Here is a 617-nt window from a genome sequence, read left to right as displayed (position 1 = left end):
TCTGCGCCATCCGTTCTGCGCGCTCGGTGCAGGCTTTACGGGCGCGCTCGGGATCACGGGTCTGGATCGCGGCCATCTCCTCTTCGTAGCCGGCCAGGAATTCGGCTTTGGCCTTCGGATAGCCGATCCAGAATTCCGAGGGCGCAAAGCTCTTACCGGCGCGGATGGTGGCATGCAGGCGCGGTCCGGCGTACTCGTCGTTGATCGCGTCGCGGAACACCCAGCAGGCCCCCTGGAAGGCCTTGGTGTCCTTTGCTGAACGCATCGCGCGCAACGTGTCATCGAGATGGGCGACAATGCGCGGCGTCGGGTTGGTGGCACAGCGGGCCGAGGCGATGCCGTTGAGAATCCCGTACAGCTCATGGTGCTCGGCAACGGTGGCCTCGTCGAAGCGGGAGACAAATGCGCCGCGGTGATATCGCGTCGAGAGGATCCCGTCGTGCTCGAGCTGAACCACTGCTTCCTGGATCGGAACGCGGCTGAGCCCGAGGTCACGGACGATCTCGTTGCGGTCGATGCGGTCACCGGAGCGCAGCTTGCCCGTCATCACCAAGTTGATGATGTGCGTGACAACCTGGTCCTTCTCTTTGACCCCGTAATTCTTCGGCACCCTTATA

Annotated in this window: 1 protein-coding gene; it reads right to left on the bottom strand. The window is 63.0% G+C overall.

The window, feature by feature from the left end:
* Window positions 1-617, bottom strand: a 617-nt coding sequence (locus tag IMZ11_RS43290; protein WP_228649470.1) for a GntR family transcriptional regulator, incomplete at both ends; no start/stop codon positions are given.

It is taken from the genome of Microtetraspora sp. AC03309, from assembly GCF_020826795.1.
Taxonomy (GTDB): Bacteria; Actinomycetota; Actinomycetes; order Streptosporangiales; family Streptosporangiaceae; genus Microtetraspora; species Microtetraspora glauca.
This window is presented reverse-complemented; position numbering and strand designations above follow the sequence as displayed.